This is a genomic window from Sphingomonas sp. dw_22, assembly GCF_018449795.1.
Taxonomy (GTDB): domain Bacteria; phylum Pseudomonadota; class Alphaproteobacteria; order Sphingomonadales; family Sphingomonadaceae; genus Sphingomonas.
The window spans coordinates 38,044-50,118 of record NZ_JAAVVE010000030.1; the positions used below are offsets into that span (position 1 = coordinate 38,044).

A 12,075-nucleotide genomic window follows, 5' to 3' on the forward strand; every position below is an offset into this window, starting at 1 on the left:
CCCCGGCCGCAGTGCCGGGGTCCACGCATCCGCGAGCGAGCTCCTCACGCCGCAAGCGGCTCTCCCAGCATCCCGGTGGACCCCGGCACTGCGGCCGGGGTGACGGGGGGAGGGTTCGGTGCCGCTCTCGATCTTACCGATCGACCGGCAGCGGCGCGTTCGGGGCGACCAGGCCCTGGCGGCGCATCTCGTGCCAGAAATCGTCGGGGATCGTCTCGTTCAGCGCGGCATGATCCTCGGCGAGGCGATCGGGCTTGCTCGCGCCGGGGATGACCGCCGCGACCGCCGGATTGGCGAGCGAGAATTGCAGGCCGGCGGCCTTCATGCTCACGCCGAACCGGTCGGCGATGCCCTTGATGCGCTGGACCTTGGCCAGCATCTCGGGCGAGGCGGGGGCGTATTCGAAGTGCGCGCCGCCCACCAGCACGCCCGAGCTGTATGGCCCGCCGACGACAATGCCCAGGTTGCGCTCGACGATCTTCGGCATCAGCCGCTGGAGCGCGCGTTCATGGTCGAGCAGCGTATAGCGGCCGGCGAGCAGGAAGCCGTCCGGGCGCGGGCCCTCGAGATCGAGCAGCAGCTCGCACGCCTCGACCTTGTTGACGCCCAGGCCCCACGCCTTGATGACGCCTTCGTCGCGCAGGCGATCGAGCGCCTTGAACGCGCCCTTGCGCGCGGTCTCGAACACGCCGATCCATTCGTCGCCATAGAAATCCTGGGCGAGATCATGGACGAAGACGATCTCGACATGATCGGTCTTGAGACGCTTCAGGCTGCCCTCGATCGAGCGTAGCGTGCCGTCATGGGTGTAGTCGTTCACCACCTTGTTGGCGCGGCCATGGGCGAAGACGCCGGCCTTTTCGCCCTGATCGCGGGCGCCGACGTCTTCCAGCTCGTCGAGGATGATGCGGCCGACCTTGGTGCTGATGACATATTCGTCGCGCGGGCGCCCGGAGAGCACTTCGCCCATGCGGATCTCGGCCAGGCCGGCGCCGTAGAAGGGGGCGGTGTCGTAATAGCGGATGCCCTGTTCCCAGGCGGCATCGACGGTCGCGAGCGCCTCCGCATCCGGAATGTCGCGAAACATGTTGCCGAGCGGCGCGGCGCCGAAGCCCAGCTTGCCGGGCAGGATATCCTTGATAGCCATTTTCTGACTCCCTTTTTGATCGAAGCTCGGACGGGCAGATAGGGCCGGTTGGTTGCAGGCGTTAGGCGGCGGCGCTTCGCAGGAGCTTTGCGCTCGGTTCAAAGGTCGAAGGCTTGGCGATAGGCGAACAGGCCGGGGACGCCGCCGGTCATGACGTAGAGCAGCGCTTCGCCCGGGGCGTACTCGCCCGCGCGGACGGCCGCGATCAGCCCGGCGAACGCCTTGCCGCTATAGACGGGATCGAGCAGCAGTCCCTCGGTGCGGGCGAGCAGGCGGACGGCCTCCAGCATCGCGTCGGTGGGGATGCCGTAGCCGGGGCCGCGCTGGCTGGGGTCCACCCGGATCGCGGCGGCGTCGATCGTGCCGGAAAAGCCGGTGCGTTCGAGCGTGGCGCGGGCGAGCGTGACGGTCGCCGCGTGCGCGGCTTCGACGGGGGCGAGGACGGTGAAGGACTGGATGCGGGCCGGGTCATCTCCAGCCGCTGCCATGCCCGCGGCGAGACCGGCATGGGTGCCGGCGCTGCCGTTGGGGATGAGGATGCGGACGAAGCGGAGGCCCAGCGCGCGCTCCTGCTCCAGGATTTCCCAGGCGCAGCCGGCATAGCCGAGCGCGCCCACCGGCGAGGAGCCGCCCGCGCCGACGACATAGGGACGGCGCCCTTCGGTGCGAAGTTCCTCGGCGCGGGCCTGGGCGAAGGCGAGCGGGTCCGCGTCGCCGGGCACGGCATGGACCTTCGCGCCGAACAGGCCGTCGAGCAGGACATTGCCGTTGGCGCGATAGTCGGCGTCGTGGCGGGGCACGACATCGGCCAGCACCAGCTCGCAGGCCAGCCCCATCCGCGCCGAGGCGGCGGCGCTGAGCCGGGCATGGTTGGACTGGATGCCGCCAGTGGTGACGAAGGTGTCGCAGCCCTGGGCCAGCGCGTCGCCGAGCAGGAATTCGAGCTTCCTGAGCTTGTTGCCGCCGCCGCCGATGCCGGCGACATCATCGCGCTTCACATGGATGCGGACCTGCGTGCCCAGCGCCTGTTCGAGCCGTTCCAGCCGCTCGATCGGCGAGGGGTGGCTGAGGAGCGACACGGCGCCATGGCGGCTACGAAGCGAGGCGGCGTCGGACATCACGCCACCCCGAACGGCACGACCTTGTTCAGCTCGACATGCCCTATCTCGGCGCGGCCGAGATAGGGCACGCCCATCTCGCGGCACCAGCGCACGATCATCTGGTCGATCGTCTCGCCGAAATCATTGCCATTGTCCTTGACCTCGCTCACCGCGCCCAGCCGGACGCCCGCGACGCCCTTGAGCTGGGTGGCGTGCGCCATGTTGAACAGCATGCGATCGATCCGATAGAGCGGCTCGTCCACCTCCTCGATATAGAGGACGTGATCGGTGAGATCGGGCAGCCATTTCGTGCCGATCAGCGCATCGAGGATCGACAGGTTGAACGCGGCGGCGGGGCGGCCGTCGGCCAGGCCCGGCTCCAGCCCGCTCTTGTCGCCGTCGATCAGCCAGCCGAGCACCCAGCCGGCGCCCTCGCCCTTGTCGTTCCTGCCCAGGCTCGACGCCATCGGCCCATGCGCCTGGCGGCCGATGCGGCGGGCATAGAGCGCGCCGAGCATGAAGCCCATGTCGGAGAAGCCGATATAGGTCTTGTGCCCCGCCGAGACATTGAGCTGCGGCATCACGTTTTCGAGGATGCGGTTCGAGCCATAGCCGCCGCGCGCGAACCAGATCGCGTCGAAGCCGGTATCGTTGGCGAATTCGAGGAACGCCCGGGCGCGCACTTCGTCGGGACCGGCGAAATGGCCCTGCTCCATGAAACACTGCGGATGGAACACGATCTCGTGATCGGGATAGGTGAGCGCCATGAACGCCGAGAGCCGCAGCGCGGACTCCCTGCTGACCGTTCGTGCCGGTGCCACCACTCCAATGCGCATACACTTGCCCCTTGACCGTGAATTGCCGATAGCGCGGGGCGATGCATCACCGCAAACCCTACTTCTTCGTCGGCATCGGCGGATCGGGCATGATGCCCCTGGCGATGATCCTGGCGGGGCAGGGCGCGATCGTCGCGGGATCGGATCGCAGCCTCGATTCGGGGCGGCTGCCGGCCAAGTTCGACTATCTCAAGGCGCTGGGCGTCGCGCTGTTCCCGCAGGACGGGAGCGGGATCGCCTCGCCGGACCAGATCGTCGTCGCCTCCGCCGCGATCGAATCGAGCGTGCCGGACATGGTGCGCGCGGCGGAGCTGGGCAACGAACGGAAGAGCCGGGCGGAACTGCTCGCGGCGCTGTTCAACGCCGCGCCGCTGTCGGTGGGGGTGGCGGGGACCAGTGGCAAATCGACCGTGACGGGGATGATCGGCTGGATCCTCCACGCGCTCGGCCGCGATCCGACGGTGATGAACGGCGCGGTGATGAAGAATTTCGCGACGCCCGACGCGCCCTTCGCGAGCGCTCTGGTGGGCGAGGGGGATGCGTTCGTCTCCGAAGTCGATGAGAGCGACGGTTCGATCGCGCTTTATTGGCCGAAGGTGGCGGTGCTCAACAATGTGAGCCTGGATCACAAGTCGCTGGAGGAGCTGCGCGACCTGTTCGGCGGCTTCATCGCCAAGGCGGCGACCGCGGTGATCAATCTCGACAATGGCGAAGGCGCGGCGCTGGCGATGACGCTGCCCGCGGAGCGCCTGCTGACCTTCGGGATCGAGCGCGAGGCGGATCTGGCGGCAGTGAATATCGAGGCGCGGCGCTTCGGCGCGGCGTTCGACCTGGTCGAGCGCGGCGGGGCGCGGCATCGCGTGACGCTGGGGGTTCCGGGGCGGCACAATGTCTCCAACGCGCTGGCGGCGATCGGCGCGGCGAAGGCGGCGGGGGTGCCTGTCGAGGATGCCGCGCGCGCGATCGAGGGCTTTGCGGGGCTCAAGCGGCGCTTCGAGCTGGTCGGCGAGGCGGGCGGCGTCGCGGTGATCGACGATTTCGGGCATAATCCGGACAAGATCGCGGCGACGCTCGATACGCTCCACGCCTTCCCCGGCCGGCTGCTGCTGCTGTTCCAGCCGCATGGGTATGGGCCATTGAAGGTGATGCGGCGCGAGCTGGTGGCGATGTTCGCGGAGAAGCTGGGCGGCGGCGACCTGCTGGTGCTGCCCGATCCGGTCTATCAGGGCGGGACGGTGGCGCGCGAGGTGACCAGCGCCGATATCGTCGCGGACATCGCCGCGGCCGGCGCGCAGGCGCTCCACATCCCCGATCGCGGGGCGGCGGCGGCGCATCTGGTGGCACAGGCGCGGCCGGGCGACCGCATCGTGGTGATGGGCGCGCGCGACGATACGCTGAGCCTGCTCGCGCAGGAGATGCTGGGGAAGCTGGCGGGCTAGCCGATTCGCGTGCGATTTCGGCCCGGCTTCCTATATGCAGGGCGCAGGCACGGAGGCTAGCCATGGACAGGACCATATCGTCCGACATCGTCGAACAATGGATGACGCATCTCCGCCTGCAGCGATCGCGTGCGCGCGACATGATCTGGCTGATCGAGCACGGCGCCACGCTGCATGACGGGCGCGACGGCAAGCCGATGCACGACGCCACCGAACGCTGGCTGGGGGAGCAGCGTCAGGTCGTGGCGGACGTGAACCGGCTCATCGGGCTGTACAAGAGCGTCAACGCCTGAAATCGGCATTGCCGGGGGCGCTGTCGGCCTGGGCGTGTTCGGCGCGCCGGGCACGTTCCCGCCGGCGTTCGTGCGCGGCGCGTTGCCGCGACGAATTATAGTGGAGCCAATAGGCGATCACGATCGCCGCGGCCACCATCACCACGATCAGGGCGTAAGCCACTATCAGGCGCGTTTCGATGCCCCGTCTCCCGGAAAGCGGGCAGGCTGGCGGCCTGGCCCGGGTACACAAGACGGGGAACGCCGAATTCCGGCAAAAAGTTGCATGTCGGGGGTGCTTGTCTGACTGTAAAGTAACATTGACACATCCTGTCAAATCAATGTAAAGCTCGCTTGACTGATTCGAAAGGGAGCTTGACATGGGTAGGTTCGATCGAGTGGCGCGCCGCCGCAAATACAACCCGGCCCAGCGCCGCTATGTGTGGCGTTTCTCGATCGCGATGACGGCCTATGTCGTCGTGCTGTTCGCCTGCACCTGGGCGGGCCGGGCATATGATCCGCACGGCCCGGCGCTGTTCCTCCTGTCGCTGTTGCCGGCGCTGCCGCTGCTCGTGGTGATCGGCGTGATGGGCCGATATCTCATCGAGGAGGGCGACGAGTTCATTCGCGCCCGGCTGGTGACCGCGATGATCGGCGGCATCGGCGTGACGCTGGCGGTGACCACGGTCTGGGGGTTCCTGGAGGAAGGGGGCGTCGTCGCGCATTTCCCCACCTTCCTGGCCTTTCCCTTGTGGTGCGCCAGCTTCGGCCTGGTCCAGTGTTTCCTCAACCTGCGCGACCGGCTGATGGGAGGCGGGGAATGAACAACCGCCTGAGAGTGCTGCGTGCCGAGCGCGCCTGGAGCCAGCAGGATCTGGCCTCCGCCCTCGAAGTATCGCGCCAGAGCGTCAACGCGATCGAGACCGGCCGCTACGACCCCTCGCTGCCGCTCGCCTTCAAGATCGCCGACGTCTTCGGGATGCCGATCGAAGCCATCTTCATGAATCCCGCAAAGGAGACCGGGCAATGATCCGCCGCCGTTCCGTTCCGATCGCCGCGCTGGCGGCCGCCATCGCCGCGACCGGCGCCGACGCGCAACAGGGCGCCACTCCCGCGCCGCGCGAATTCACCGTCGCATCCAGGGACGGCACGCCGATCCATGGCCAGGCCGATCTCGCCGCCCCGGCGCCCAGGGTGGCGGTGGTGATGGTTGCCGGCACCGGCCTGTTCGACCGCGACGTGCGCTTCGGCAAGAGCGGAACCGAAGGGGACAGGCTGTTCAAGGACATGGCTGCGCGCTTCGTCCGGCGCGGGCTCGCCGCGATTCGCTATGACCGGCGCGGCGTCAATTTCGGCAAGACCGGTGCCGAGATGCTCGACAAGCCGCTTTCCGGATCGTCGACGGTCGAGAGCCAGCGCGACGACCTTGCCGCCATCTATGGCTGGGCGCGGGCGAAGGACGGGCTCGGCGCACGGTGCGTGATCCTGTTCGGCCATTCGGAGGGCACGCTGCATATCGCCCGGCTCGCGGCTTCCGGCGCGCCCGAGCCGCTCGCGGTGATCGGCATGGGCGCCGCGGCGGCGAGCCCCGCCGAGACGGTCCGCTGGCAGATGAGCGAGCGCGACGCCTGGTCGCTTGCGGCGATGGATGCCGATCATGACGGCCGCACGACCAAGGCCGAAGTCGAGGCGCATTGGCAGGAGACGCCGTCCTCCGTCTTCGACCTGCTCGCGCCGCTGCTGCCGCCGGACGGCGTGGCCTGGACGACGGAGCAGATCGCGCAGGTCCGCGCCGCCCAGGCCGTGCTCTATGCCCAGGCCAAGGCCGCCGCGCTCGCGCTCGACGATGCGGCGCCCTATCCGAACGCGGTCACGCCGATGGCACGGAGCAGTTGGTGGAAGAGCTGGTTCACCGACGAGACCGAGACCGCCAGCCTGCTTGCCCGCTGGCCGCATGTGCCCGTCTATTTCCACTGGGGGGCGAAGGACTCGCAGACGCCGCCATCGCTCAACCTTTCCCCGGCGCGGACATGGCTGGGCAGCCGCGCCACGCTCACCGTCCATCCCGGTCTCGGCCACAACCTGGGCACGCATGCGCTGTTCGGGCCGATGGACCCCGGCGCGGCCGACCAGATCGCCGATCAGGCGGCCGCGGCCGCCCGCCAATGCCGCTGAATCCCATCGTCTCGAAAAGGAGAACTGCCATGATCCGTCGTCTTCTTCCCTTCGCCGATTGCCGCGACACGCCGCTGCGCTGGATCGCCATCGCCGTCGCGATCTGTGCCGCCGCCGCTTCGGCGACTCATGCCCATGCCCAGCCGGCGGCCCCGGTTGCCGCGCCTGCCATCCAGGCCGCGCCTGCCATCCAGATGGAGCACATCTCGGTGCAGGTGACGGGCAAGGGCAGCCCGGTGATCCTGATCCCCGGCCTTTCCAGCCCTCGCGCGGTGTGGGACGGCGTGGTGCCCGATCTCGCCAAGGGCCACACCGTCTATCTGGTGCAGGTCAACGGCTTCGGCGGCGACGATCCGCGCGGCAATCTGAAGCCGGGCATCCTGGCCGGAATCGTCGCCGATCTCGACCGGCTGGTGCAGGATCGCAAGCTGAAGGATGCCGCGGTGATCGGCCATTCGATGGGCGGACTGGCGGGGCTGATGCTCGCCAAGGCGCATCCGGGCGATCTTTCCAGGCTGATGATCGTCGATTCGCTGCCCTTTATCGGCGCGATCTTCATGCCCGATCCCAGCGTCGCGGCGCTCGAGCCCCAGGCGGCGGCGATGCGCGACCAGATGGTGGCGGGCTATGGCAAGCCCGCGAACGAAGCGGGCATCCAGGGCACCGCGGCGTCGCTGGCGCTCAAGCCCGGCTCGCGCGAGAAAGTGGCGGGCTGGGTGCGCGCCGCGGACGCCCGCGTCTCCGGCGTGGCGATGTATGAAGACCTGACCACCGATCTGCGCGGGGATCTGGCCGGCATCGAGACGCCGATCACCCTGGTCTATCCCTGGTCGGCGATGATGCCCAAGGAGCGTGCCGAGCCCTTCTACAAGGCGCAATATGCCAAGGCGCCGCATGTCGGCTTCGTGGCTGTCGGTGACTCGGCGCATTTCGTGATGCTCGACCAGCCCGAGGCGTTCAAGGCGGCGGTGCTGGCGTTCGCGGGGGAGTGAGGCTGGAAAAAGGTCCGGGAGCAATCTCCCGGACCCAGTTCCTGCTCACGTTCCTTATGGAGGCGGTGCCGGCCCGCCACCGCAGGCGCGTTTCAATAGGTGCCGGAGAAACTCCGGTTGAGATTGCGATCGGTCCGCCAGGACCGGTCTTCGCCTTCCGATCCGAACAGGGCGCCCGAGCGCTCCTCGTCCTTCCAGTGCGCCTGCGCCTCCTCGGTGGTCCTGCGCAGCTTCACCTTGTCGTCGACCGAGGCGATCCAGCGCGAGGGGATCGAATGGTGATGGTTACCGGCATCGCTGTCGCTTTTGGTGAGGAGGATGCGGTCGCCGCGGACCTTGTCGACCGTGCCGACATGCTCGCCGTCCGATCCCAGCACTTCCATATGCTCGGTCACGCGGCGCAGGCTGTCGCGCTGGCTCAGCCGATCGGTGCGCCACGTGTTGAACTCGTTCTCGAAGCGCTGGGCATTCTCGCGGCGATATTCGTCATAGTCGCGATCGAGCTCGGCGATACGGTTGCGGCGCCAGGCGGTATAGTGATCGTCGGGATGGGCGCGGCGCTCGCTGCGGGTCAGCATGTCGTCATAGCGCTGGTCGCGCTCGCGGCGGCGCTCGGCCTCCTCGTCGCCGAACCAGGAGCGGACCTCGTCGCCGGCGCGATCGAAGAAGCCGCGATCCTCGTCATGGCCGGGCTGGCGGTTCCGGCCGTAATCGGCGCGCGGACCGGCGGTGCGATGGTCCGGGCGGTTGCGGTTCCATTCGTCGCGATAGTCGCGGCTGTCCTGGCCTCGGTTGCGGCCCGTGCCGAACTCACCGGCGGCGGCGTAATCGCGGGCGCTCGAATAGGTATAGTCGCGGCCGGAGCCGTAATCCCGGGTATAATCGTCCGGGCCGCGGCTGTTGAAGCCGTCCCGCGGGCCATAGGGGCTGTTGCGGTCATCCATCTCCAGGTCTCCTGATCGATTGGGCGACGGCGCATGGGGAGGCGGTGCGCCGTTTCCGCGGATTCAACCGAGGGGCGGGCAGATCAGTTCCGGGATTCGCCCGCGATTCCGGGGCGTTTCGCCGCGATCGAAAAACCGCTGGGCGAAGTGCATTCAAGCCGGTTGCATCGCCGTGCGGGTGCCGCTAAGGGGTGCGCCTCCCGGGGTCCGGGACAGGTGGCGGGGCTGTAGCTCAGATGGGAGAGCGCTGCAATCGCACTGCAGAGGTCAGGGGTTCGATTCCCCTCAGCTCCACCAGCCGCCACTCGCTGAAATCCGGGACTTTTTGACCAGCGCGCTGAGGCGTGCTCGCCAATAGCGGTTCCGCACTGGCGCGCCGCCGGCGCGCCAGGCTCCGTTCTCAATTCTTGACGATCTCGACGCGCCGGTTGCTCGGATCGGAAGCGGGCAGGCCGTCGCGTGGGTGGGCGAAGCCATAGCCGATCGCGGTCAGCTTCGATGCGGGCACGCCGCGGCCGACGAGATAGGCGACGACGCTCTGCGCGCGCTGGCGGGAGAGATCCAGGTTCATCGCGCGCGATCCGATCGAATCGGTGTGCCCCTCGATCAGGAAGCGGCCCGATGCGCCCGCACTCTCCTTCAGCACCTTCGCGAAGATATCGGCCTGGGCCATCGCGTCCCTGGTGAGCTGGGCGGAGCCGAGCTCGAAGCTCAGGCGCATGTCGAGCGACTGCCGGTCCGCGACCGGGCGCGCCGGCGTGCCGTCGCGCGCCGACCTGCGCGGGGCCGCGCGGCGTACGGCCGCCTTGGGCGGTGCGGCCTTGGGCGCCGTCGCCGATTTGGGCGCAGCGGACGAGATGTTGGTGAGCGAGAATTTCTTCTCCGCATCGATCTTGCAGACACCGGAGACGAAGCAGCGGGCCTCTTCTTCCGAAACCGCAGTGCTTTGAGCCTGTGCGCTTTGGGCGGTCAGCGCGATGCCGCCTAAAGCCAGGGAGGCGAGAAACAGATTTTTCATTAGTCACTCCGTTCGAAACAGGACGACTCACGCGAACATAGTACTTCCAAGACGATAGACCGGCAACTGCGCTGCGAGTCGGGGAGTCCCTTCTGTCCCGTTGCTGGACCTGGCGCGCGCCCGATCGACTTCGAATGTCGCTCGCCGCTTTAGTGCCGCATCTCAAAAGGAATTTCGGGTCATTCCGATGACAGTTCGCGGGATTTTGAAGATACTCTTGTTCCGCTGTGCAACTTGTTTCAGCAATGGGCAAGAAGCGGGTGGGAGACGGTGCTTGAAAGCGCGCGCGATAGACTCGACGGCTGGAGCATTCGTCCTGCTTGCCGCCACGGCGGTTGCCGCGCTTTCGGTCATCCTGGGCGCGCAGTTCGTCTTCGGGCGCATCCTCGAAAACCCCGGTGTGGCGGCGTGGAGCCCGGTGCTGCTCGAATCGCTGTTCACGATCGCCGTGTTCGGGATTCTGGGGGGGATCGCGGGCCTGGCGGTCCGGCGTTTCGGCGGACGCGCTGGCGCGGGGCCGGCTGCGGCAGTCTCGGCGGGAGTGGGCGTCGTTGCCGGGGCTGCGGGCCTGGGCATCGCCATCGCGTTGTCTGCGCTGGCGGGTGTCGCACATGCTGGGGAGGGCGGCGGCGCGGGAGCGCTGCTGCTGGCGGGGGCTGTCGTCACGCTGATCCAGACCGGTGCCGAGGAACTCTATTTCCGTGGGTGGCTCCAGCCGCATCTCGAATCGGGCTGGGGGCGCTGGCCGGGGCTGGCCGTCACGGCGCTGGCGTTCGCCGCGCTCCATTTCGTGAGCGGCGCTTTCGAGTGGCTGAGCTTCGTCAATCTGGTGCTGGCCGGGCTGTGGTTCGGACTGCTGGCCCAGCGCAGCGGCGGGCTCGCTTTGCCGATCGGCGCGCATTTCGGCTGGAACTGGGCGGAGGAGATGCTGTTTGGCGCCACGCCCAATCCGGGGGTGAGCAGCTTCGGGACGGTCTTCGACTGGGATCTGACCGGATCGCCGCTCTGGGGCGGTTCGAGCGAGGGGCTGAACGCCAGCCTTTCGGCGAGTTTCGTGCTGATCGCGCTGGTGATCGTCGCGGCGAGCTGGCGCGGCTTCAGTTCGCCTGGGCGGCGCGGCTGACGTCGATCCGGTCGCGGGCCTTTTCGAACGCGATCAACTGGGCGCCGTCGAGCGTGCGGCCGCTTTCGGTCTGGATGCTGAGCGGATCGACCTTCTCGCCGTCGATATGGACTTCGTAATGGAGGTGCGGGCCGGTCGAGCGGCCGGTGGTGCCGACCTCGCCGATCTGCTGCCCCTGCGAGACGCGCGCGCCGGTGACGATGCCGGGCATGAAGCGGTTCATGTGGAGGTAGAGCGTCTCCCAGCCATTGTCGTGGCGGATCTTGACGAAATTGCCGTTCGGTCCCTTCGGCCCCGCGAATTCGAGCACGCCGCTGCCCGAGGCATAGATCGGCGTGCCGGTGGGCGCAGCGAAGTCGATGCCGCCGTGGAGCTTCATGAACTTGAGGATCGGGTGGAAGCGAAGCCCGAATTTCGACGTGACGCGGGCGCCGTCCACGGGCGTGCGCATCAGGGCGCGGATGATGCTGCGGCCGCTGGCGTCGAACCATTCGTCGGTCTTGCCGTCCGGCGCGAAGCGATAGACCGCCGCGGACTTGGCGGAGGTGGTGAGCGCCGCATAGAGCAAGGTCGGCGCGCCGACGGCTTCTCCCGAGGCGTTGGTGGGCTGGGCATAGGCCGCCTCGAACGCATCGCCGGCCGATACTTCGCGCTGGAAGTCGAAATCGAAGGCCAGCGCCTTGGCGAATTCGGGGATCACGCTGTTCGGGACGCCGACCGCGACGGCCGAGGTGTAGAAGCTGTCGCCGTCCATCGTGCCGTGGCGGACGAGGATCCGCGTGCTGATCTGCGCGGCGACGCGCGATACCGCGAGCGTGCCCGAGGCGGAGCGCGTGACCACCACGCCCGAGCTGTCGCCGTTCGAGGCGTCGAGCCGGTCGAGCGCGAAACCCTGGCCGACTCGGGTGAGCGTCAGCACCGCGCGGATCTCGCCGGTCTCGCTGAGCCCGGGGGCGGCCGCCTGCGCAACCTCGCGCGCGACATCGGGGCCGAGGCCGGAAGAGGCGAGCGCGTCCGCGAGGTCGGTGG

At 68.2% G+C, this 12,075-nt stretch carries 14 protein-coding genes and 1 tRNA gene; 8 read left to right on the forward strand and 7 right to left on the reverse strand.

Annotated features, from left to right (window positions below; all coding sequences use genetic code 11):
* Nucleotides 1–133: 133 nt before the first annotated feature.
* The 3 genes from HB724_RS13565 to HB724_RS13575 all read right to left on the reverse strand — a co-directional run bounded on the left by HB724_RS13565 (nucleotide 134) and on the right by HB724_RS13575 (nucleotide 3,083).
* A complete protein-coding gene (locus HB724_RS13565; RefSeq protein ID WP_213981475.1) occupies nucleotides 134–1,147 on the reverse strand; it encodes an aldo/keto reductase in 1,014 nt (337 codons plus the stop codon).
* 98 nt (nucleotides 1,148–1,245) lie between these two features.
* The gene (locus HB724_RS13570) at nucleotides 1,246–2,265 is read right to left on the reverse strand and encodes a D-cysteine desulfhydrase family protein (RefSeq protein ID WP_213981476.1); all 1,020 of its coding nucleotides are present in this window, start codon (nucleotides 2,263–2,265) and stop codon (nucleotides 1,246–1,248) included.
* On the reverse strand, nucleotides 2,265–3,083 hold the full coding sequence (locus tag HB724_RS13575) for an LD-carboxypeptidase (RefSeq protein ID WP_213981477.1): 819 nt from the start codon (nucleotides 3,081–3,083) through the stop codon (nucleotides 2,265–2,267). The genes HB724_RS13570 and HB724_RS13575 overlap by 1 nt, the downstream gene beginning before the upstream one ends.
* 41 nt (nucleotides 3,084–3,124) lie before the next feature.
* On the opposite strand from HB724_RS13575, the gene HB724_RS13580 reads away from it, so the two are divergent.
* Nucleotides 3,125–4,522 carry a Mur ligase family protein gene (locus tag HB724_RS13580; RefSeq protein ID WP_213981478.1) on the forward strand — a complete coding sequence of 466 codons (1,398 nt, stop codon included), beginning with the start codon at nucleotides 3,125–3,127 and terminating at the stop codon, nucleotides 4,520–4,522.
* 62 nt (nucleotides 4,523–4,584) lie between these two features.
* Nucleotides 4,585–4,815: a hypothetical protein gene (locus HB724_RS13585; RefSeq protein ID WP_213981479.1), complete on the forward strand. Its 231-nt coding sequence runs from the start codon at nucleotides 4,585–4,587 to the stop codon at nucleotides 4,813–4,815.
* Here the strand turns inward: HB724_RS13585 and HB724_RS13590 are convergent.
* Entirely contained in the window at nucleotides 4,805–4,978 is a 174-nt protein-coding gene (locus HB724_RS13590; RefSeq protein WP_213981480.1) for a hypothetical protein, read from the reverse strand. The two genes, HB724_RS13585 and HB724_RS13590, sit on opposite strands and share 11 nt — an antisense overlap.
* Nucleotides 4,979–5,174: 196 nt before the next feature.
* On the opposite strand from HB724_RS13590, the gene HB724_RS13595 reads away from it, so the two are divergent.
* From HB724_RS13595 to HB724_RS13610, 4 genes are read left to right on the forward strand one after another with little or no spacing between them, the layout of a single operon-like run.
* Nucleotides 5,175–5,618 carry a hypothetical protein gene (locus HB724_RS13595; protein WP_213981481.1) on the forward strand — a complete coding sequence of 148 codons (444 nt, stop codon included), beginning with the start codon at nucleotides 5,175–5,177 and terminating at the stop codon, nucleotides 5,616–5,618.
* The gene (locus tag HB724_RS13600) at nucleotides 5,615–5,824 is read left to right on the forward strand and encodes a helix-turn-helix transcriptional regulator (protein ID WP_213981482.1); all 210 of its coding nucleotides are present in this window, start codon (nucleotides 5,615–5,617) and stop codon (nucleotides 5,822–5,824) included. Before HB724_RS13595 ends, HB724_RS13600 begins: the two co-directional genes overlap by 4 nt.
* Nucleotides 5,821–6,969, forward strand: coding sequence for a hypothetical protein (locus HB724_RS13605; protein WP_213981483.1), 1,149 nt, complete (start codon nucleotides 5,821–5,823; stop codon nucleotides 6,967–6,969). Before HB724_RS13600 ends, HB724_RS13605 begins: the two co-directional genes overlap by 4 nt.
* Before the next feature lie 29 nt (nucleotides 6,970–6,998).
* Nucleotides 6,999–7,961, forward strand: a complete 963-nt coding sequence (locus HB724_RS13610) for an alpha/beta hydrolase (protein ID WP_256731511.1) — start codon at nucleotides 6,999–7,001, stop codon at nucleotides 7,959–7,961.
* Between the two features lie 92 nt (nucleotides 7,962–8,053).
* Here HB724_RS13610 and HB724_RS13615 read toward each other — a convergent pair whose 3' ends face one another.
* On the reverse strand, nucleotides 8,054–8,905 hold the full coding sequence (locus HB724_RS13615; protein WP_213981484.1) for a DUF2171 domain-containing protein: 852 nt from the start codon (nucleotides 8,903–8,905) through the stop codon (nucleotides 8,054–8,056).
* A 221-nt stretch (nucleotides 8,906–9,126) separates the two neighbouring features.
* Between HB724_RS13615 and HB724_RS13620 the strand changes: the two genes are divergently transcribed.
* A tRNA-Ala gene (locus HB724_RS13620) sits at nucleotides 9,127–9,202 on the forward strand.
* A 103-nt stretch (nucleotides 9,203–9,305) separates the two neighbouring features.
* Here the strand turns inward: HB724_RS13620 and HB724_RS13625 are convergent.
* On the reverse strand, nucleotides 9,306–9,923 hold the full coding sequence (locus tag HB724_RS13625) for an OmpA family protein (protein ID WP_213981485.1): 618 nt from the start codon (nucleotides 9,921–9,923) through the stop codon (nucleotides 9,306–9,308).
* A 274-nt stretch (nucleotides 9,924–10,197) separates the two neighbouring features.
* Between HB724_RS13625 and HB724_RS20625 the strand changes: the two genes are divergently transcribed.
* Nucleotides 10,198–11,046 (forward strand): type II CAAX endopeptidase family protein, encoded by an 849-nt coding sequence (locus HB724_RS20625; protein WP_213981486.1) that lies wholly within the window; start codon nucleotides 10,198–10,200, stop codon nucleotides 11,044–11,046.
* Here the strand turns inward: HB724_RS20625 and HB724_RS13635 are convergent.
* On the reverse strand, nucleotides 11,021–12,075 hold a 1,055-nt coding region (locus HB724_RS13635; RefSeq protein WP_213981487.1), incomplete at its 5' end, for a M23 family metallopeptidase. The genes HB724_RS20625 and HB724_RS13635 overlap by 26 nt on opposite strands.